The sequence below is a fragment of the Streptomyces sp. NPDC001219 genome, assembly GCF_053597915.1.
In genome coordinates, this window is the sequence record NZ_JBSFJF010000032.1 from 73,855 (window position 1) to 89,592 (window position 15,738).

A 15,738-nucleotide genomic window follows, 5' to 3' on the forward strand; every position below is an offset into this window, starting at 1 on the left:
GACTTCCTGCACGGGCCCCGGCACGGACTCCCCACCTGGACTCCCGTCACGTACGTCCCTGCGGGGCCTGCCTTCCAGGCCGGCTGAGGCAGTTGAGACCTGCCACCCCCACCCCTCCCTCAACGCCGCCCCGGCAGCCGGCCACACGCCCAGCAGCATGCCCCGTGAAACGACCGACGGCCACCGGGCGTCCCCACACGACCCGCGACCCGCGACCCGCGACCCGCGACCCGCGACCCGCGACCACCGAGCATTCCCGTCCGGGCGCGCGGCCCACGGCGAACCACGGCGCCCCACACCGCCCCACAGCCCCCCACGAAAGGCCCTGTCCCCTCCCCCCGGACAACACAAAAAGGGAGGGGCACACCGACCGGTCGTGGTGCGCCCCTCCCCTCCGATGCGGGGCCGTCAGTCCGTCGCCTGGGCCTACTTGCCGAGCTTGGACGGCGAGGCGATCGGGTTCGTCGCCAGGGACTGGGGGGACAGCGGGTTGTTGAGGGCCGAGGGGGCGGCCATACCGGCCGTGGGGTCGGTGGACTCCGCTTCCTCCTCCCCGGGCAGCGGGCGGGGCGCCAGATGGACACCGGCCGCGTCCAGGGCGCGCTTGATGCGCCAGCGCAGTTCCCGCTCCACGCCGAGGGACTTGCCGGGCATGGTCTTGGCCGAGACGCTGATGGTGACCGTGTCGAGGTGCACCTCGCTCAGGCCGAGGACCTCCACCGGCTCCCACAGCTGCTCGTTCCAGGGCTCGGCCTTGGACATGTCCTCACCGACGGCGGTGATGGTGTCGCGGGCCCGCTCCAGGTCCTGGTCGGCGGCGATCACCACGTCGACGGCGGCCGTGGACCAGCCCTGGCTGAGGTTGCCGATCCGCTTGACCTCGCCGTTGCGGATGTACCAGATCGCGCCGTTGGGGCCGCGCAGCTTGGTGACCCGCAGGCCGACCTCGATGACCGTACCGGTGGCGACCCCGGCGTCGATCTCGTCGCCGACGCCGTACTGGTCCTCCAGGATCATGAAGACGCCGGACAGGAAGTCGGTGACCAGGTTGCGGGCGCCGAAACCGATGGCGACACCGGCCACACCGGCGCTCGCCAGCAGCGGCGCCAGGTTGATCTTCAGCACGGAGAGCACCGTCAGCGCGGCCGTGCCCATGATCACGAAGGAGGCGACGCTGCGCAGCACCGAGCCGATGGCCTCGGAGCGTTGCCGGCGTCTCTCGGCGTTGACGAGCAGGCCGCCCAGCGCGGTGCCCTGGGCGGCGGCCGCGGTGCGGTTCATCCGCTCGATGAGCTTGGTGAGGGTGCGGCGGATCACATGCCGCAGCACCACCGCGATCACCAGGATCAGCAAGATCTGCAGGCCGGACGTGAGCCACGTCCCCCAGTTCTCCTGCACCCAGCCGGCGGCGCTGGTGGCCTTCTCGGTGGCGTCGTCGAGCGACGTCGGGCCGGAGGAGCCGGGTGTGGCGGCGCTCAGGTGCGCGGTGGCGACCGGCGAAGCGGACCAGAACACAGTCGAACCTTCCGTGTGGGACAGCAGACCCGGGCCTCGGTGGGACCCCAGGAACCGGGCAGACCAACCACACTAACGGGGCAACGGAAACGGTCCGCGCTCTTGTTCGAACAGGCAGGTTTTGCGTGGGCCGGAAAGAGCGGGATCGAGACAGCGGCGCCGGGGTGTGGTGGAAAACACCTCCGGGCCGTTACTCGGTCATGGTGGCGCTCCGACCAGGCAGCGGGGGACACTGTGGGGAGATCGTCCCGGCGCGAGCCACGCGCCGCCGGCGTACAAGGAGGCACCCGTGCCGCACGTCCTGGTCCTCAACGCGTCGTACGAGCCGCTCGGCGTCGTACCGCTCCGCCGCGCGCTCATCCTCGTCCTCAATGAGAAGGCTGTCAGCCTTGAGGAGTCCGGCGCCCTGATGCACAGCGCGACTCATGTCATCCCTGCTCCGAGCGTCGTCCGCTTGAAGCGGTTCGTGCGGGTGCCCTTTCGGGGGCCCGTCCCACTGACCCGCCGGGCGCTGTTCGCCCGTGACGGCGGGCGCTGTATGTACTGCGGTGGCGTCGCAACCAGCGTCGACCACGTCATCCCGCGCAGCCGCGGAGGTCAGCACACCTGGGAGAACGTCGTCGCCGCCTGCCGGCGCTGCAACCACGTCAAGGCCGACCGCCATGTCGCCGAGATCGGCTGGCGGCTCCGGCACCAGCCCGCCCCGCCGTCAGGACTGGCGTGGCGGATCATCGGTACGGGCCATCGTGACCCGCGCTGGCTGCCCTACTTGCAGCCGTACGGCGCGGATGACGCCCTGGCCCGGATCGACGCCGTATCGGCGTAGGTCCGGGTTCTTCCGTCCGGGGACCGTGGGGGTGCGCGCCGTGTGCGCGGCTCCGACGGCCCCCGGACGGCTTTCCGTGACTGCGGCCCTGGCCCGCCCGGCCCGGGACGGCTCTCAGCGCTCGTCCCTACCCCTGCCCTTGCCGTTGCCCTTGTCCTCGCCCCTGCCCTCGTCCTTGCCCCTGCCGTTGTCCTTGTCGCCCGGCTCCTGCACCGCGTACGCCTCCACCGACCAGAGCGAGTAGCCGAAGCGGGTGGCCCGCTTGTCGCCCTGGATACGGACGAAGCGGGCGTCCTTGGCGTCCATCCGGACCGACTCCCGGCCGCCCTTGCCGTCCCGGACCGTGGCCGCCGTGCGCCAGGTGCGGCCGTCCGGCGAGACCTGCACGCGGTAGCTCGCCGCGTAGGCGTCCTGCCAGTTCAGGACGAGCCGGCCGAGGCGGGTCGGATGGGCCAGGGCGAACTGGAGCCACGCCCCGTCCTCGGCGGTCGACGACCAGCGGCTGCGCGGATCGCCGTCGGTCGCCGCCGACGCCGGGAAGTCCGGGGTCTCGTCCCCGGAGGAGGTGGCGACGGTGCCGCGCGCCAGGTCCCTGCCGCCGGTGCGCGGATAGGTCCGCACGGTCAGCGTCTGCTCCGCGCCGCCGAACTCCACCGGGATGCGGTACGTCCCGGAGGGGGCGTTCTCGGGGACGTCGACCGCGATCCGGACGGTGGCGGTGCCGCCGCGCGGCGCGGTCACCTCCTGCGGGGCGTGCACGGTGAAGCCCTTGGGGGCCTTGACCCGGAGCTTCTCGCGGACGTCGGCGGGGCGCCGGGAGTAGATCAGGGCGTCCACCGTCGCGTGGTCGCCGGGCTGGGCGTCGGTCTCCTTGCGGGACAGTTCGAGCCCGGCCGGTTCGGTGTCCTCGAACCACGGGGTGAGCGCCTTCACGGCCGGGGCCTTGGCGCCCTTCGCCCAGGTCAGCCGTACCGCGTCGGCACGCAGCCGCGGGGTGTGCGCCTCCGTCCAGCCGGTGGTGGAGAGCCGGCCGAGACGGCGCCAGCCCTCACCGGGGACATGCGCCTCCAGGGACACCGCGCCCGCGGCGGGGTCCGGCTCGGTCTGGGCGGTGAGCGCGGCCAGCCGGCGGGCCCGCTCGAACGGCACGGTCAGGGACGTCGGCCCGGCGTCGTCGTCGGGCCGGGGCGTCTCGCGGCGGGCCCCGGTCCAGGCGTCGGCCTCGGTCATCGCCCGCTCCAGGAACGGCGCCAGCACCCCCTTGCCGACCGTCGCCGGGCTGCGCCCGATCTCCTTGCGCATCCGCTGCGCCGTGCGCTGCGCGGACCAGGCGGTGTCGCCCTCGTCGTGGGCCTGCGCCATCAGCGTGTCCACGGCGTGCACCCCGGCGGTGCCGTAGCGGGCCAGCTGCTCGGCCCAGGGGCGGACCTCGGCGGCCAGCTCCGCGTTCAGGGCGCCGGGCGCGCCGCTCATGGTCCGGAACGCCTTCCGCAGCGCCCGCGCCGCCCGGTCGAGGTCCGCGTCCCTGCCGGGCCGCCCGTGGTTGGTCGCCTTCTCGCGGGCCGCCCAGAAGCGCTTGATCAGCACCTGCAGATACCGCGACTCGGTGCGGTCCAGCACCGAGGAGGAGTCGTTGCCGGCCAGCGCCCGCAGCGCGGCACGGGCCCGGGGGTCCTCGCCCGCCAGGTCGTTCACGGCCGCCTCCCAGGACTCCTCGGGGCGGTAGTCGCGGGGGTTCCACGCGTAGTCGGCGGCCGTGAAGAGCGGGATACGGGAGGCGAGCGGCTGCGCCATGGCGTTGGCGAGCAGCGCCGAGGAGCCGGTGGCGACGGCCGGCTCCCGGCCGCGGTAGGGGCCGAGGAAGATCCGGTCCTGGGCGTAGTCGTTGACCGGGTAGTTGTCCATGGTCACCATCGGGTGGCCGAACGCCTGGCGGGCGGTGGACAGCTCCCCGCCGGTGATGGTCCGCGGGACCACCCCGACACCGGTCCAGGCGACCTCGACCCGGTCGCCGAGCGCGTCGGCGAGCGCGCTGCGGTACGCCGTCGCGCCGTCCTGGTAGTACTCGGTCGGCATCAGCGCCAGCGGCGCGGCCTCCGGGTGCCGCTCCGCGAGATGCGCGGCGAGGGCGTTGGCGATCCGGGCCTGCGCCTTGGCCGCGGCCCGCGGGCCGGAGCCGAAGGTGTCCTCGTCGGCGTCGCAGTGCCACTCGCTGTAGCTGACGTCCTGGAACTGGAGCTGGAAGGACCGCACCCCCAGCGCCCACATCGCGTCCACCTTGCGCCGCAGCGCCCGCAGGTCGTCCTCGGACGAGTAGCACAGGTCCTGGCCGGGGGAGAGCGCCCAGCCCAGGGTGACGTGGTTGGCGCGGGCCCGCTCGGCCAGCGCCCGGAAGCCGGCGCGCTCACCGGCCGGGTACGGCTCGCGCCAGCGGGCCTGGCGGTACGGGTCGTCGCCGGGCGCGTAGAGATAGCGGTTCTGCTTGGTGCGCCCCATGAAGTCGAGCTGGGCGAGCCGCTGATCTTGGCTCCACGGCTGCCCGAAGAACCCCTCGGTGGTGCCGCGCACGGCCGTACCGGGCCAGTCCCGTACCGCCACCGCCGCCAGCTGCCGCCCGGTGACCAGCTGCCGCAGCGTCTGCGCGGCATGGAAGAGGCCGTCCGGGCCGACGCCGTCCAGCGCGACGGTGTCCCGGCCCGCGACCTGGCCGACGGCCAGCCGGTAGCCGCCGGAGGGCAGGTCCCCGCGGGCCGGTGCCCGCAGCGCCCGCAGCGCGGCCGCGGCCTGCTCGCCGCCGGCCTTGAGCACCAGGCCGTCCGCGGGCAGCCGGTCGCCGGGCGCCAGGGTCCGGACGGAGCGTACCCCGGCGTCGCGCAGCAGCCCGCGCAGCGCGTCCAGTGCGTACGGATCGGTGTCCGGCGGCGCCACCAGCGCCGCCTCGGCGGTGAGGGGCACGGCCGCGCCGAGCTCCTGCATCGACTGCGGGCGCGGCCAGACGGCGGGCGCGCGCTCCGCCCCGGCCGGCCGGTCCGGCCGGTCGGGCGTGCCGATGGCGGGCTCCGCGGGCGCCGCCTGGGCGCCGGGCGCCCCGCCCAGCAGGCCTCCGATCACGGCGGCGGCGACGGCGGTGGTCCCCGCCACGCGCGCGCGGGCGCCCGCTGCGCCGCCCTTGCCGCCCCTACCGTTCTTCCCGACGTTTCCGACGCCCCACACGCCCCGGCCTCGCACGGCTGCTCCTCGTCCCCGTCCATCACTCACCGGTCCGCACCGGCGCCCCGTTTTCCCCGCCGATGCCCGTTAGGACAGACCTTCGGCCGTGAGCCCACCATTGTGGCGGTCGGGGTGTCAACAGGGCCATGGCGGGGTCCCCGTCGGCGCGGTCCGGGCGGCGGCCGCCGGGCGTCGCGGGGCGGGAGTGTGCGGGGGTCGCGGGTCCGCAGAAATTTCGCCGGGGGGCCCGGATTCTCGGCGTTCTGTGCGCCTGCCGGTGTCCGCCGCCGTGAAATCGCCTGCGTAGGGCATAATGTGACCTGGGTCACGTTTCGTGAGCAGATACGTCTGCGATCGTGTCGAGTGGGTAGGGCCCACGTGTCCCACTACCGATGAACGGGAGGCCCTCGTGGCCGCGTCCGCTCAACTGCTCCTCGATGCTCTGTCCTCCAAACCGGGAGGTGCGACCGTGGAGCCCGATCTCTTCGACGGGGTGTCCGACCCCGATTCCGGCCTGGACGGCTCCGGCTCCTACAGCTTCGTCGAGCCGCCCCTGACCAGCGAGCCCCCGCTCGCCGACGCCGCACCCCTGACCAGTGAGGTCCCGATCGCCGCCGAGCTGCCGCTGACCAGCGAGCCGACGGCCGCGGGCATGGGCACGGAGTCCATGGAGGTCTGAGGACCGATGGGCCGCGCGCGGCTCGCCCGGCTGCACGGCGTCGCCACGTCGTACACGCCCGCGCCGGGCAGGAGCGTCCAGATCACCGACGACACCGCCGTCGCCGTGCTCGCCGCACTCGGTGTCGACGCCTCGACCCCGCACGCCATCCGCACCGCCCTGGCCGCGTACGAGGACGACGCGGCCCGCACCCTGCTTCCCCGCACCGTCGTCGCCCGGCCCGGCCGGCCACCCGACCTCACGGGTCTCCCCGAGGGCACCGCCCTCCGGGTCGAGACCGAAGGCGGGGGGACGGCGGAGCCGGTGGCGCCCGGTCCGGCGGCGCTCGCCCGGCTGCCCCTCGGCATCCATGTGCTGCACGCCACCTCCCCCGGCGGCCGGACCGCCCGCGCCCCGCTGATCGTCGCGCCCGACCGGGTGCCCGGGCCGGCCGGCCGCAGCCACGGCTTCCTGGTGCAGCTCTACTCGCTGCTCTCCCGGCGGTCCTGGGGCATGGGCGACCTCGGGGACCTCGCCGATCTCGCCGCCTGGTCCGGGCGCGCCCTGGGCACCGGCTTCCTCCAGCTCAACCCGCTGCACGCGGCCGTCCCCGGCCCGCCCACCGACCCCTCGCCCTACCGCCCCTCCTCGCGCCGCTTCCCCGACCCGGTCCATCTGCGGATCGAACACATCCCGGAGTACACCCACCTCACCGGCACCGCCCGCTTACGGGCCGACGAGCTGGCCGCCCGCGCCGGGGCGCTCCGTTCCGAGGTGCTCGAACGGGGCGCGCTGATCGACCGGGACGCGGTCTGGGAGCTGAAGCGCGCGGCGCTGGAGCTGGTGTGCGCGGTCCCGCTCGGTCCGGGCCGGCGGGCCGCGTACTGCGACTTCCTCGCCGAGCAGGGCCAGGCGCTGGAGGACCACGCCACCTGGTACGCGTTCGCCGAGCGGCACGGCCCGGACTGGCGCGGCTGGCCCGCCGCGCTGCGCGACCCCCGGTCCCCGGACACCGCCCGGCTGCGGCACCGGCTGCTGGACCGGATCGACTTCCACTGCCGGCTGGCCTGGCTCACCGACGAGCAGCTGGCCGCCGCGCAACGGGCCGCGCGGGACGCCGGGATGGCCGTCGGGCTGGTGCACGACCTCGCCGTCGGCGTCCATCCCTCCGGCGCCGACACCTGGGCCCAGCAGGACGCCTTCGCCGCCGGGATGTCCATCGGGGCGCCGCCGGACGCCTTCAACGCCCGCGGCCAGGACTGGGGCCTGCCGCCCTGGCGCCCCGACGCGCTGGCCGCCGCGGGCTACGCCCCCTACCGCGAGCTGCTGCGCGGGCTGCTGCGGCACGCCGGTGCGCTGCGGATCGACCATGTGATGGGCCTGTTCCGGCTGTGGTGGGTCCCGGAAGGGCGGCCGCCGACCGAGGGCGCCTATGTCCGCTACGACGGTGAGGCGATGCTCTCCGTGCTGGCCCTGGAGGCGCGGCGGGCCGGTGCCGCGGTGATCGGCGAGGACCTGGGCACCGTCGAACCGGGCGTCCGCGGCGCGCTCGCCGAACGCGGGGTGCTGGGGACGTCGGTGCTGTGGTTCGAACGGGACTACCGGGACCGCGGGGACGACGACGGGGCCGGGGAGCGGGAGGCGGGGGACGGGGCGCCGCGGGCGGACACGGTGCGGGTGAGCGACGGTCCCGGTGCGGCCGTGGCGCCGGAGGCCGTGGCCGACGGCCCCGCAGCGGGCCCGGCGGGGGAGCGCGGGGCGGTGCGGGAGACGGCCGCACCCGCACCGGGTGGCGCGGCCCGCATCCTGGCGCCCGACGAGTGGCGCGGCGCCTGCCTCGCCACCGTCACCACCCACGATCTGCCGCCCACCGCGGCCCGGCTGACCGGCGCGGACGTCGCCCTGCGCGAACGGCTCGGGCTGCTCGCCGGTCCGCCGGAGCGGGAGCGGTCCCGCGCCGCCCAGGAACTCACCGAGTGGATGCGGGAGTTGGTCCGGCGCGGACTGCTGCCCGAGGGCCGCGGCGACGAGGAGGCGGCGGTCAAGGCCGTCCACCGCTTCCTGCTGCGCACCCCGGCGCGGATGGTCGGCGTCTGGCTGCCCGACGCGGTGGGTGACCGGCGCCCGCAGAACCTCCCCGGGACCTGCGACGAGTACCCGAACTGGCGGCTGCCGGTCGCCGGCCCCGACGGCCGCCCGTACACCCTGGAGGAGCTGGCCGCCTCCCCCCGGCTGCACGCCCTGATGCGGGAGCTGTCGGACGGGCCGGGGAGAGGGCCGGCGCCGGTTGTGCCACCCCGGGCGCGCGGGGCGCCGGGGCGTCCGATACGTTGACTTCGTGAGCAACAAGGTCAATAAGAATGTCCTGCGCGCCGGAACCATCACCGCCGGCACCGCGCTGATGCTGCTGATGTCGTCCCCCGCGTTTGCGCTCACCCGCGACGATGGTGACGACCCGGGTCCGGGTCTGAGCGTGATCGCGACGCTCGGCCTCTTCGTCGCTTTGCCCATCGTGCTCTTCCTGGTCATCGCCGGGCTGGTCATGGTGGGCGACAAGTCCCACAAGCAGGCCGGCACCAAGGCCTGACACCGGGCACCACACGACGCCGCAAGGGCGCCCCTCGGTTACAGAACCGAGTGGCGCCCTTTGTCGTACCCGGATATTTCCGCAGGTGGAAAAGGGGGTTGCGAGGTCGCTATCGCGCGAATTTCGGCCGGTTTGCGAGGGGCTCACGTTTAACCCGCCCTAACCTACGATGACGTAACCTACGCAGCCGTAGGTCAAACCTACGGACCCGTAGGTCATCGTCCCCAGGAGTTCCCCCCGTGACCATCGCCCCCGCCCGCCATAACGGAGAGCTCGGCCATGCCGCCTGGAGCGACGCCCAGTTGCTCTACGCGCTCGAAGAGGTCGTCGAAAAGGAACTCAACCGCCATCTGAAGATCGCCAAGGACTGGATGCCCCACGAGTACGTACCGTGGAGCGACGGGCGCAACTTCCCCGGGCCGCTGGACGGCGAGGCCTGGGACCCCGAGCAGTCCAAGGTCAGCGACATCGGCCGGATCGCCCTGGTGGTCAACCTCCTCACCGAGGACAACCTCCCCAGCTACCACCACGAGATCGCCACCCTCTTCGGGCGTGACGGCGCCTGGGGCACCTGGGTGCACCGCTGGACCGCCGAGGAGGGCCGGCACGGCATCGTGATGCGCGACTACCTGCTCACCAGCCGGGCCGTGGACCCGGACGAGCTGGAGCGCTTCCGCATGGCCCACATGTCGGAGGGCTTCGAGTCCGACAACGCGCACAGCATGCTGCACTCGGTGGCGTACGTCGCCTTCCAGGAGCTGGCCACCCGTATCTCGCACCGCAACACCGGCCACCACTCCGGTGACCCGGTCTGCGACCGGATGCTGGCCCGGATCGCCACCGACGAGAACCTCCACATGGTCTTCTACCGCAACCTCCTCGGTGCGGCCTTCGAGATGGCGCCGGACCAGACGATGTGCGCGGTGCGCGACGTCGTCACCGGTTTCCGGATGCCCGGCCACGGGATGCCCGGCTTCGAGCGGTCCGCCGCCCGGATGGCCATCGGCGGGATCTACAACCTGCGCATCCACCACGACGACGTGCTGCAGCCGGTGCTGCGCTATCTGAAGGTGCTGGAGATCGGCGGGCTGGGCCCGGCCGGGCTCGCTGCGCAGGAGGAGCTGGGGCTGTTCATGAACGGCCTGGACGACCAGGCGCGGAAGTTCGACGAGCGCCAGGCGGCCATCCTCGCCCGCCGCGAGGCCAACCGCCGGGCCTGACCCGGACGGCTCCCGCTGCCGTGGTCCGCGGTGACCGCGGCAGCGGGTGCGTACGCTGCCCGCATGGCCGACTGGGACCTCAAGAAGCTGCGCATCCTGCGCACCCTCCACGAGCTGGGCACGGTCACCGCGACCGCCGAGGCGCTGCACATGACGCCCTCCGCGGTCTCCCAGCAGCTGACCGGGCTGGCCAGGGCGCTCGGGGTGACGCTGCTGGAGGCCCACGGCCGCCGCGTGCGGCTGACCGGCGCCGCCCAGCTGGTGCTGCGCCACGCGGAGGCGGTCTTCGCCCAGCTGGAGCGCGCCGACGCGGAGCTGCTCGGCTACCTCCAGGGCGAGGCGGGCCAGGTGCGGGTCGGGGCGTTCTCCACCGCCATCCCCGCGCTGGTGGTCCCCGCCGTGCAGGAGCTGCGCCGCACCCACCCCGGGCTGTCGGTCGCCGTACGGGAGGCGGAGGCGGAGGCCGCCTACGAGCTGCTGGCGGAGGGCAGCGTCGATCTGGCGCTGTCCCTGGCCGCGCACGCCCCCACCCCGCGCGACCCCAAGTTCAGCCGGGTCGCGCTGCTCGCCGACCCGCTGGACGTGGCGCTGCCGGCCGGCCATCCGCTGGCCGCCGCTCCGGGGCTGCGGCTGGCCGATCTGGCGGACGAGCCCTGGATCTTCGGCAGCAGCGGGCCCTGGTCGCAGATCACCACCACCGCCTGTGAGAACGCCGGGTTCGTGCCCGAGCAGGCGCACGCCGCCGCCGACTGGAGCGCGATCTGGACGATGGTCGCGGCGGGGATGGGGGTGGCCCTGGTGCCCCGGATGGCGCGGGCGGGCGGCCTCGGCGCCGGGCGCGAGCGCGCCGGCGACGGCGTCACGCTGCGGGTCCTGCACGCGGACCAGCCGCGCCGTCATGTGATCGCCGCCGCCCGGCGCGGCTCCGAGGGGGCGCCGGGTCTGGCCCGGGTGCTGGCGGCGCTCCGGCAGGCGGCCGCCGCGCAGCCGCCGGACGAGGAAACCGTTCAGTCCAGCTGAACGTATTCCTCAAAAACTTTCGATGGACCTATGGGGTGGTCCGCTGCGACGGTGAAGTGGTCCACACCTCCACCCGTCGAAGGGCAACGATGACCGCCAACCCGGCCGCCGACTCCACCGATCCGCACGCCAACGACGCCGACCCGTACGGCGGCGGAGACCCCTACGCCGACTACCGCGGCGGGGACTTCCCCTTCACCGCGCTCGTCGACCTCGCCGACCGCCGTCTCGGCGCCGGTGTCCTCGCCGCGAACGACGAGTTCTTCGCCGAGCGCGAGAACCTGCTGAAGCCCGGCCCGGCGGTCTTCGACCCCGAGCACTTCGGCCACAAGGGCAAGATCATGGACGGCTGGGAGACCCGGCGCCGCCGCGGCACCGACGGCGACCACCCCTTCCCGGCGGAGGACGCGCACGACTGGGCGCTGATCCGGCTCGCCACCCCCGGCGTGATCCGCGGCATCGTCGTCGACACCGCCCACTTCCGCGGCAACTACCCCCAGCAGATCTCCGTCGAGGGCACCTCGCTGCCCGGCAGCCCCGGCCCCGAGGAACTGCTCGCCGGCGGGGGGAAGTGGGAGGAGCTGGTCCCGCGCACCCCGGTACGCGGCCACGCCGCCAACGGCTTCGAGGTCACCGCCGAACGCCGCTTCACGCACCTGCGCCTCAAGCAGCACCCCGACGGGGGCATAGCCCGCCTCCGGGTGCACGGTGAGGTCGTGCCGGACCCGGCGTGGCTCGATGTGCTCGGCACCCTCGACCTGGCCTCGGTGATGCACGGCGGCACCGTCGAGGACGCCTCCGACCGCTTCTACTCCTCGCCCACCCAGATCATCCGGCCCGATCTCTCCCGTCAGATGGACGACGGCTGGGAGAACCGCCGCCGCCGGGTCAGGGGTACGAACGACTGGGTGCGCTTCCGGCTCGCCGCGCAGGGCGAGATCCGGGCGGTGGAGATCGACACCGCCTGCCTCAAGGGCAACTCGGCGGGCTGGGCCGCGCTGTCCGGGTGCGACGGCGACCCGGCCGACGAGGCCTCCTGGTTCGAGATCCTGCCGAAGACCAGGCTCCAGCCCGACACCCCGCACCGCTTCGTCCTGCCGGCGGCCGTCACCGCCACCCACGTGCGGCTGGACGTCTTCCCCGACGGCGGCCTCGCGCGGATGCGGCTGCACGGCGGCCTCACCGAGGCCGGCCGCACCGCACTCGGCCGCCGCTTCGACGCGCTCGACGGCTGAGCCGCGGCGGCGGGAGGACCTCCCGCCGCCGCCCGGGTCCGGCGGCATCCCTGCCGCCGGACCGTGCGCCGTACGCCGGTCAGGAGGCCGCGTCGGCCCGCTGGGCCTTCAGCGCCCGCTCGATGCCCGCACGCGACTCGGTCATCAGCCGGCGCAGCGCCGGGGTCGGCTCGGCCGAGCCCAGCCAGGCGTCCGTGGTGTCCAGGGTCTCCTGCGAGACCTGGAGCGCGGGGTAGTGGCCCACCACGATCTGCTGCGCCATCTCGTGGCTGCGGGAGCTCCAGATGTCCTTCACCGCGGCGAAGTACTTCGCGGTGTACGGCGCCAGCAGCTCGCGCTGGTCCGGCTGGACGAAGCCGCCGATGACGGCCTCCTGCAGGGAGTTGGGGAGCTTGTCCGACTCCACCACCGAGGCCCAGGCCTCGGCCTTCGCCTCCGCCGTGGGACGCGCCGCGCGCGCCGTCGCGGCGTGCCGCTCGCCCGCGGAGGTCTTGTCCCGCTCCAGCTCCGCCGCGATGGCCTTCTCGTCGGCCCGGCCGGTGGCCGCCAGCCGCTGCAGCAGGCCCCAGCGCAGCTCGGTGTCCACGGCCAGCCCGGAGATCTCCTCCGTGCCGTCCAGCAGGCCCTGCAGCAGGTCCAGTTGGGCGTCCGTGCGGGCCGAGGCGCCGAACGCGCGGGCCCACGCCAGCTGGTGGTCGCTGCCCGGCTCGGCCGCCCGCAGCTGCTCCAGCGCCGCCGCGGTCCAGGTCGCCAGACCGGTCTCGCGCCACTCCGGCGCCGCGTACAGGTCCAGCGCCAGCTTCACCTGGCGGTGCAGCGACTGGACCACGCCGATGTCCGACTCCTTGCCGATGCCCGACAGCACCAGCGACAGGTAGTCCCGGGCGGGGAGTTCGGCGTCCCGCGTCATGTCCCAGGCCGAGGCCCACGACAGGGCGCGCGGCAGCGACTCGGTGAAGTCGCCGAGGTGCTCGGTGACGGTCTTCAGCGACTCCTCGTCCAGCCGGACCTTGGCGTACGACAGGTCGTCGTCGTTGAGCAGCAGCACGGCCGGCCGCTGCCTGCCGACCAGCTGCGGTACGGGGGTCAGCGCACCGTCCACGTCCAGCTCGATCCGCTCGGTGCGCACCAGCTTGCCGTCCTGCAGCTCGTAGGCGCCGATCGCGATCCGGTGCGGGCGCAGCACAGGCTCGCCCTTGGCGCCGGCCGGCAGCGCCGGAGCCTCCTGCTTCACCGCGAAGGAGGTGATGACGCCCGCGCCGTCGACCTCGATCTCCGGCCGCAGGATGTTGATCCCGGCGGTCTCCAGCCACTTCTTCGACCAGGTCTTCAGGTCCCGGCCGGAGGTCTCCTCCAGCGCGCCCAGCAGGTCGGACAGCCGGGTGTTCTTGTAGGCGTGCGCCTTGAAGTAGGCCTGCACGCCCTGGAAGAACTCGTCCATGCCGACGTAGGCGACCAGCTGCTTGAGGACGCTGGCGCCCTTGGCGTAGGTGATGCCGTCGAAGTTGACCAGGACGTCGTCGAGGTCGTTGATCTCGGCCATGATCGGGTGGGTGGACGGCAGCTGGTCCTGCCGGTACGCCCAGGTCTTCATGGAGTTGGCGAACGTGGTCCACGAGTGCGGCCACTTCGAGCCCGGGGCGTAGGCCTGGCAGGCGATCGAGGTGTAGGTGGCGAACGACTCGTTCAGCCACAGGTCGTTCCACCACTCCATGGTGACCAGGTCGCCGAACCACATGTGGGCCAGCTCGTGCAGGATCGTCTCCGCCCGCACCTCGTACGCCGCGTCCGTCACCTTGGACCGGAAGACGTACTGGTCGCGGATGGTCACCGCGCCCGCGTTCTCCATCGCGCCGGCGTTGAACTCCGGCACGAAGAGCTGGTCGTACTTGGCGAACGGGTAGGCGTAGTCGAACTTCTCCTGGAACCAGTCGAAGCCCTGCCGGGTGACCGCGAAGATCTCGTCGGCGTCCAGGTGCTCGGCCAGCGACGGCCGGCAGTAGATGCCCAGCGGCACCGTCCGCCCGTCCTTCTCGTACGTGCTGTGCACGCTGTGGTACGGGCCCACGATCAGCGCGGTGATGTACGTCGAGATCCGCGGGGTCGGCTCGAAGCGCCAGATGTTCCCGGCCGGCTCCGGCGTGGGCGAGTTGGAGATCACCGTCCAGCCCTCCGGGGCCTTCACGGTGAACTGGAACGTCGCCTTCAGATCCGGCTGCTCGAAGGAGGCGAACACCCGCCGGGCGTCCGGCACCTCGAACTGGGTGTACAGATAGGCCTGCTGGTCGACCGGGTCGACGAAGCGGTGCAGCCCCTCACCGGTGTTGGTGTAGGCGCAGTCCGCCACGACCCTCAGTTCATTGCGGCCGGCCCGCAGCCCCGCCAGCGCGATCCGCGAGTCCTGGAACACCGCGCCCGCATCCAGCGCCTCGCCGTTGAGCACGACCTCGTGCACGGCCGGCGCGACCAGGTCGATGAAGGAGTCCGCGCCCGCCTCGGCGACGTCGAACCGCACCGTCGTCACGGACCGGTATGTGCCTCCTGCGCCCCCGTCCTCGGCACCGGCGCCGCCTTCCTGCGCACCGGAGAGGTCGAGGTCGATCTCATACGCGTCCACGGTCAGCAGGCGCGCCCGCTCCTGCGCCTCGCCGCGGGTCAGATTTGTGCCAGGCACCCGGCCATCTCCTTCGCATGGGTTATCACATCGGACTCTTCGGCCATCCTTCCACGTGGTCCGGCCCCCGCGGAGTGGTGATCGGCGGAGTGCGCGGCCGCCGCACCGCACCGGCTCCCGGCGCGGGGGAGCACGCGCCGATCACGGCGTCCGATTCCCGCCAGCGCACGCGCCCCCGGCGGACGACGCTGGACCCATGACGACCTACACCGCACGCCCCCTTCCGGCATCCGCCCACCAGGAACTCCGCGGCACCGACGACGCGGGCCGGCCCGCCGCACCGTTCACCGCCCGCGAGGACGGGGTGCCGCTGGACGCCGTCGGCAGTCCGCTGCGCTGCTGTCTGCGCGACGTCCGCGCCGGCGAGCGGGTCGCCCTGGTCTCGTACGCGCCGCTGCGCCGCTGGGCGGACGCGACCGGGGCACGGCCCGGGGCCTACGACGAGCAGGGCCCGGTGTTCGTGCACGCCGAGCCGTGCGGCGGGCCGGACGCCGCGGCCGGCCGGTATCCGGCCGTGCGCGCGGGCGCGCTGCGGGTGCTGCGCCGCTACAACGCCCGGGGCGAGATCACCGGCGGCCGGCTCCTGGAGGTCCCGGAAGATGCCGAGGCCGCGTTCGACGCGGCCCTCGGGGAGGCGTTCGCCGACCCGGAGACGGTGCTGGTGCACGTCCGGGCCGTGGAGTACGGCTGCTTCCATTTCGAGGTCCGGCGGCCCTGACACCCGAAACGGCGGGTGCCCGTTTCCCGGTTGGGGCTCGCGGGCACGGTCACGCCGGCAGGGGCACGCCGGTCC

Annotated in this window: 11 protein-coding genes; 8 read left to right on the top strand and 3 right to left on the bottom strand. The window is 73.8% G+C overall.

The genetic code is table 11. The features are described 5' to 3' along the window. Positions 1–426: 426 nt before the first annotated feature. On the bottom strand, positions 427–1,515 hold the full coding sequence (locus ACWC9R_RS21265; RefSeq protein ID WP_450733611.1) for a mechanosensitive ion channel family protein: 1,089 nt from the start codon (positions 1,513–1,515) through the stop codon (positions 427–429). A 289-nt stretch (positions 1,516–1,804) separates the two neighbouring features. Between ACWC9R_RS21265 and ACWC9R_RS21270 the strand changes: the two genes are divergently transcribed. After that, entirely contained in the window at positions 1,805–2,341 is a 537-nt protein-coding gene (locus ACWC9R_RS21270; protein ID WP_006605595.1) for an HNH endonuclease, read from the top strand. Between the two features lie 114 nt (positions 2,342–2,455). Here ACWC9R_RS21270 and ACWC9R_RS21275 read toward each other — a convergent pair whose 3' ends face one another. Then, positions 2,456–5,482 carry a beta-N-acetylglucosaminidase domain-containing protein gene (locus tag ACWC9R_RS21275; RefSeq protein WP_450733631.1) on the bottom strand — a complete coding sequence of 1,009 codons (3,027 nt, stop codon included), beginning with the start codon at positions 5,480–5,482 and terminating at the stop codon, positions 2,456–2,458. Positions 5,483–5,960: 478 nt separating this feature from the next. Here ACWC9R_RS21275 and ACWC9R_RS21280 point away from each other — a divergent pair, with 478 nt between their 5' ends. From ACWC9R_RS21280 to alc, 6 genes are all read left to right on the top strand, one after another. Then, a complete protein-coding gene (locus ACWC9R_RS21280) occupies positions 5,961–6,230 on the top strand; it encodes a hypothetical protein (protein ID WP_450733613.1) in 270 nt (89 codons plus the stop codon). A 6-nt stretch (positions 6,231–6,236) separates the two neighbouring features. Further along, a complete protein-coding gene (gene malQ / locus ACWC9R_RS21285; RefSeq protein WP_450733615.1) occupies positions 6,237–8,543 on the top strand; it encodes a 4-alpha-glucanotransferase in 2,307 nt (768 codons plus the stop codon). Between the two features lie 4 nt (positions 8,544–8,547). After that, a complete protein-coding gene (locus ACWC9R_RS21290; RefSeq protein WP_362611760.1) occupies positions 8,548–8,796 on the top strand; it encodes a hypothetical protein in 249 nt (82 codons plus the stop codon). Positions 8,797–9,035: 239 nt separating this feature from the next. Then, positions 9,036–10,016, top strand: coding sequence for an acyl-ACP desaturase (locus ACWC9R_RS21295; RefSeq protein WP_450733616.1), 981 nt, complete (start codon positions 9,036–9,038; stop codon positions 10,014–10,016). A 63-nt stretch (positions 10,017–10,079) separates the two neighbouring features. Beyond that, positions 10,080–11,036 carry a LysR family transcriptional regulator gene (locus tag ACWC9R_RS21300; RefSeq protein WP_450733617.1) on the top strand — a complete coding sequence of 319 codons (957 nt, stop codon included), beginning with the start codon at positions 10,080–10,082 and terminating at the stop codon, positions 11,034–11,036. Between the two features lie 89 nt (positions 11,037–11,125). Continuing rightward, positions 11,126–12,271, top strand: a complete 1,146-nt coding sequence (gene alc, locus ACWC9R_RS21305; protein ID WP_450733618.1) for an allantoicase — start codon at positions 11,126–11,128, stop codon at positions 12,269–12,271. A gap of 79 nt (positions 12,272–12,350) precedes the next feature. Here the strand turns inward: alc and pepN are convergent, their stop codons facing one another. Continuing rightward, complete coding sequence (gene pepN, locus ACWC9R_RS21310; protein WP_450733619.1) at positions 12,351–14,945, bottom strand: aminopeptidase N; 2,595 nt, start codon at positions 14,943–14,945, stop codon at positions 12,351–12,353. Between the two features lie 196 nt (positions 14,946–15,141). Between pepN and ACWC9R_RS21315 the strand changes: the two genes are divergently transcribed. After that, a complete protein-coding gene (locus ACWC9R_RS21315) occupies positions 15,142–15,663 on the top strand; it encodes a DUF1203 domain-containing protein (protein WP_450733621.1) in 522 nt (173 codons plus the stop codon). Positions 15,664–15,738: the final 75 nt, after the last annotated feature.